Source organism: Holdemania sp. 1001095H_141210_F2, assembly GCF_015558105.1.
GTDB lineage: Bacteria > Bacillota_I > Bacilli_A > Erysipelotrichales > Erysipelotrichaceae > Holdemania.
Genome location: NZ_JADNPO010000055.1, coordinates 268 through 4,118, shown reverse-complemented (window position 1 = coordinate 4,118; position 3,851 = coordinate 268). Strand labels below are relative to the sequence as shown.

General features: G+C 42.1%; 3 protein-coding genes. 1 reads left to right on the top strand and 2 read right to left on the bottom strand.

The genetic code is table 11. The features are described 5' to 3' along the window. Window positions 1–261, top strand: a 261-nt coding sequence (locus tag I2G61_RS16605; RefSeq protein ID WP_229100793.1) for a hypothetical protein, incomplete at its 5' end; no start/stop codon positions are given. 843 nt (window positions 262–1,104) lie between these two features. Here the strand turns inward: I2G61_RS16605 and I2G61_RS16185 are convergent. After that, window positions 1,105–3,066 (bottom strand): M56 family metallopeptidase, encoded by a 1,962-nt coding sequence (locus I2G61_RS16185; RefSeq protein WP_072684840.1) that lies wholly within the window; start codon window positions 3,064–3,066, stop codon window positions 1,105–1,107. After that, window positions 3,063–3,449: a BlaI/MecI/CopY family transcriptional regulator gene (locus I2G61_RS16180; RefSeq protein WP_072684839.1), complete on the bottom strand. Its 387-nt coding sequence runs from the start codon at window positions 3,447–3,449 to the stop codon at window positions 3,063–3,065. The genes I2G61_RS16185 and I2G61_RS16180 overlap by 4 nt, the downstream gene beginning before the upstream one ends. Between the last annotated feature and the right edge of the window lie 402 nt (window positions 3,450–3,851).

Below are 3,851 nucleotides of genomic sequence, written 5' to 3'. Positions count from 1 at the left end.
TTTAACACTTTAAGCTCTGGCACCACGCGCATAGCACGTGGTATCCACTTCGTATTAAAAATGAGTCCCATTTCTGGAACTCATCTGCGTCTTTCTTGTTTCGGTTTTTCTCTCACCAACACTATTTTTGAAAGAGCCACAATACTTACGGCGTTTCTCAATGAAAAAAACCGCAAGAGGGAAAGTTGCGGTTTCTCATGGGAGAAAGGAAACGGGGGATTTCCTTTCGTACTTATTATGAACAGAGAAGATCAAATTTAAATTAATTAAGAAAGGAAAATTTTAGAAATGAAGAAATGTTTTGTGGTCTTCTCTGTTTCCATTATTAGTATATCGGAATACTGTGTGTTGTTTATGGAAGCATCGTGAACTTTTTGTGAAAATCAGATCTGGATATTGAGCGGATTACGAACAGTTAATGTCGTCAATCAGAACACCAGTTAAGGCAGGCCGGTGATCGGAAAGGGTATTGTTATCGTTAGTCCCGGCCGAAAAAAACAACTTCTGAGGGAGGGACAGAAGTGTTTCAAAGACATGAATTAACAGAAGAGAAAAATTTGGAATGATCAGTTTATGCTTGTGGATAATTGAATATTCGCCAGCTTGGGCTTCTGACTGGATACTCCCTTTCTTAAGGACATTATTATAGAAAATCATTTTGAACGTACCGAGCATTTTTTGTCTAATGCGTGTAAACCCTCTTTAAGGATAACAAAAAAGTCCCGGTGTTTCCGCAAGTCATGATAGAAAGCAGAAAAAACTGCGCCGGGGAAAGCGCAGCCTTTTCTCCCGTGAAAACAGGGGAGGGTTTTCATCGGGATCATGATTATTGATTTAAGAGAAGAGGGAAAACTATTTTATTTCTATATTTTGAGAAGAGGAAAATATTTGAAATTCTATACTGATCTTCTTGGATGCCTCCTTTCCTGATGACTGTATTATAGGAAAAAATTATGGGATAACGATGGTTTTTCCGTGATCGTTCCGTGATGAATCATTACAAATTTTTAACGAATTCCGATGAAAATTCTAAAGGTGCCGCTTCCAGCGAAAATCGTTCTGCTTATCGTTTTAATTTCCAGCGCCCCACTGTAACAGAGCTACTTAATCTTTAATGACATCAACCCAAATAAGACTGTTTTCCACATTCAATTCTTCTACAATTCGCTTTCTTAAGTTTTCACATAACATCGAATGATCCTCCCCCTGCAAGTTCTGCAGACGATCATTGAGAATCTGATCAACCCTACTTATTAAATCAGGAATTTCCTGAAGATGCTGGATCCCGTTTTCATTCTCATAAAACTTAACATAAGCCTGCGCGGAAATCCGGGCTTCTGCATTTTTACAAATCGAACTGATCGGTTGATAGAAACCGATACCGATGCCATAGATTTTGATTCCATCGGCAGTAATCAACGTATAACTTGGCCCTTCTTCAATTTGTGCAAGCGACATAAGTTCATCATAACTCAAGTTCCGCAATTCTTCCAGGGTCTGGCTCAGCTGGACATTTACAGTTGGTAAATTCTCATCAATTTCAATCGAAGTAAAGGAAAGCTGCCGAATGCTGAACATTGTATTTTTTGTTTGCTCCTCAAATTTTTGCTCGATAAAATTCAATACGGATTCCCGTTCATCCTCATAAAGAAAGGCTTGCCTTTGGGATTCGGTGAGGTTATCAAAATAATCGTTCATCACATCCATCAGTGCAGCATACATCTGATTGCTTTGTTCATAGGTAATCTTGTCATTATCCCCGTCAAATATGAAGCTTAAATTAATCCTGCGGTTTTTATTGATCTTAGAATCATAGATTATGGAAGATATCGTTACAGACTGAGGTAAAACAATCTGCTGGATTCTGTTGGGATAAACGACTAAACTGTCCAACGCAAAGCCTTCTGCACGGAGATTTTCAACTTCAGTCTCCATCTTTTCCCGAAATTGATTCAGCGACAAGTCTTTATTCTCTAAAATGAATGTTTCTTCAAATTCAGCTTGTTTTCTATATCCTTGTAGTTTATCTGAATTCAAATAAATCACATTATTCTCAGGCTTTGCATTAGCCAGCGGCGTTGCCAGGAAATTCCGAATCTCCTTTTCCTTCATCACGCATCCTGCCATCATGACCAAAGCGGCCACAATCAGCACCTTTTCCCAATTCATTTTAAATTGTTTTTGATTCATGACCCGCATTATCCGCTCCTGAAGCTGTTTCGGCTTTAACATAAAGCCTGTGGACAGGATCGGCAGCGAGTGTGTGGAACGTGCCTGCCTCAGCAGCAGACTGCCATAGCGATGCCGCTGTTCCATCGTACAGTTTCGGATCACGGCTTCGTCGCAGGCTTGTTCACAATATTGATTCAGCTGAATTTCCAACAGGTAGACAATCGGATTAAACCAGTATACAACCCGGGCGATCACGCTTAACAATCTTATCCAGCTGTCATAGCGCCGGATATGAACCAACTCATGGGTAAGGACCAGCGTCAGCTCTTCCTTTTCCCAATCCTGTTCCGGTAAAATCAACTTTGGATGAATCAACCCCAGCGCGCATGGCGTTGCGATCCCGCCGCATGTCATCAGCTGGATGTGCCGTTTCAGCTTCATCTGCGACTGAAGCCGGCGTAATAATTCCAATTCAGCAGATCCTGCCGGCCTTGACCAGCGACGGATCCATTTCAGACTTTCCCGGTTGCGGATCAGATTTATTCCCAAAGCTACCGCGCAGCCGCCCAGCCATAAAAGGGTGACGATCTGAGTTCCGTTCATTCTCGGCTCCGACGGATTTGACGCTGCCAATGTCGGCATAATAGAAGAAACCGGCGTCTGGGATTCAATCCAGACTTCACTCAGCGGCAGCGACCTGACCGGTTCGATGATTTCCGAAGAAACAGGCAGCGGAATCTTAACAGGAATCAATAACCCCAGCAGCAGGATGATACAGATTCCATAAGCAGTTCGGGAGGATTGACGATGCATGCGGCGAAGGATAAAGAGTACGATCAGCGTTAACAGCGAATGCGGCAGACAATGCCGGAATAACAGCTCCGCCCCATTCATCCGTCTGTCTTCCGTTTCATATCCAGCCAGGCCTGCAGTTGATCCAGTTCTTCATCGCTTACCGCTTCGCCATCATAAAACGCGTTCATCAGACTGATCCAGCTGCGCTGAGCGTAGCGCTGACGGAAATCCTGACTTTCAAATTGAAGATATTCATCTTCTGTAATCAGAGGATAATATGTTCTTTCCTTCCCATTTTTCTCCGTCCGCAGATAACCGCGGTCAACCAGGCGGGACAACAGCGACGATAAAGTAGGAACTTTCCAATCCTTGGTTTGTTTGAGTTCTTCCATTAACAGCGTACTGGTCAGCGGCGGTTCTTTCCCCCAGACAACCTTCATGATCTCGAATTCGGCTTCCGGGAGTTTTCTTGAAAGCTTCATGTTTTCATCCCTTCCTTCTATCCATATTCTACATTTGTCTAAAATACTTGTCAATTTAATTTTAGACGTTTGTCTAATATTTTTTTCTTTCATCCCCCTTGCCAACAAAGATCCTTCTGTTTCTCATGCAGAAAAAAGCTGCGCCGGGGAAAGCGCAGCCTTTTCTCCCGTGAAAACAGGGGAGGGTTTTCATCGGGATCATGATTATTATTTATAAGAGAAGAGGGAAAACTATTTTATTTCTATATTTTGAGAAGAGGAAAATATTTGAAATTCTATACTGATCTTCTTGGATGCCTCCTTTCCTGATGACTGTATTATAGGAAAAAATTATGGGATAACGATGGTTTTTCCGTGATCGTTCCGTGATGAATCATTACAAATTTTTAACGAATTCCGATG